The sequence below is a fragment of the Streptococcus oralis genome (assembly GCF_001578945.1).
Lineage (GTDB): Bacteria > Bacillota > Bacilli > Lactobacillales > Streptococcaceae > Streptococcus > Streptococcus oralis_Q.
The window spans coordinates 134347-135598 of sequence record NZ_KQ969551.1 but is presented as its reverse complement, the minus strand read 5'-3'; the positions used below and the strand labels follow the sequence as shown (position 1 = coordinate 135598).

2 protein-coding genes and 1 pseudogene are annotated in these 1252 nt (G+C 43.9%); all 3 read right to left on the bottom strand.

Going from position 1 to position 1252, the window contains the following annotated elements; all coding sequences use genetic code 11:
• Positions 1-141: pseudogene (locus tag SORDD16_RS11595) on the bottom strand (3-dehydroquinate synthase); the annotation flags it as partial.
• A gap of 18 nt (positions 142-159) precedes the next feature.
• The gene (locus tag SORDD16_RS03350) at positions 160-1014 is read right to left on the bottom strand and encodes a shikimate dehydrogenase (protein ID WP_061452380.1); all 855 of its coding nucleotides are present in this window, start codon (positions 1012-1014) and stop codon (positions 160-162) included.
• Positions 1004-1252: type I 3-dehydroquinate dehydratase (locus SORDD16_RS11590; protein ID WP_241733954.1), on the bottom strand; the 249-nt coding region annotated here is incomplete at its 5' end. The genes SORDD16_RS03350 and SORDD16_RS11590, both read right to left, overlap by 11 nt.

The window sequence follows — 1252 nt, the reverse complement described above, 5'->3', positions numbered from 1 at the left end:
ACAAGCTACATGGTTATCGGTCACAATGACCACTTTTTGAGGTTGCCAGAGTTCTCGCAACCATTGACCAGCCTGGGCCAGACAACCTTTTTCAATCTGAATATCATACGGATGATGTGGAATATCGATTCTGATTTTCATAGTAGGGTCTCCTTTTCACTATTTATATTTTTCTGTTAAGGACTGCCAAATTTCGTCTGTCGGCATTTCTTTACCTGTCCACAGTTGAAAGGCTTCTGCAGCTTGATAGAGCAACATTCCCAGGCCATTGACAGCTGGATTGCCCTGACTTCTAGCCCATTTCAAAAATGGCGTCTCAAAAGGTTGGTAAATGATATCTGCCACCAAGAGAGTTTCTGGTAAGACCATGCTTTCTGGAACTGGGGACGACTGCCCATCCATTCCTACACTAGTCGCATTGACGAGTAAATCCGACTCGGCAATCCTTGCTTGCAGTTCAGAAATATCTTCTAAAGCATGCAAATCCACTTTAAAGCCTGTTTGCTCCTGTAACTTGTCCAGATAAGGTCTTGTTTTTTCCATGGAAACTGAACGCACAAAGACTGAAATCTGACTGACGCCATCCAAAATAGCTTGTGCCAAGATAGACTTAGCCGCACCACCTGCCCCCAGCATGGTCATCTTCTTACCTGTAATTGTAAAAGAAGGCAAGCTCTTAAAAAATCCCTTGCCATCTGTATTATATCCAATTAGAATTCCATCTTGATTAACAACTGTATTGACCGCACCGATCAAGCGCGCTTCGTCACTCAGTTCATCCAGATAAGGAATCACCTGCTCTTTATAGGGCATGGACAGGTTGATACCAAACATCTGGTAGCGACGAATATTGACCACTGTTTCTGCCAAGTCAGTAGCTTTAATTTCCCAAGCTACATAGACTCCATTGGTTTCTGTCGCCTCAAAGGCCCTATTGTGGATAAAGGGTGAAATAGAGTGTTTGATGGGATTTGCAACAACTGCAGCTAAACGTGTATAACCATCAAGCTTCATCCAAAATCTCCCTGATTTTTTTCATATTAGTCAGGGAAATCTGACCAGGGGCACTGGCCTCATCTAGACTAGCAAAAGACCAGCTCGAACCCGTCACATCAGCGGTGATACGGGATACCTTGCCCACCTTGCCCATAGAAATAGTTACATATTCCTGTTCAGGATTGAGGGTTTTAAAGCCTCGTGTATAGTTCATCAGGTCTAAAACATCCTGTTCCGTGTGAGCCATCACCGCAAC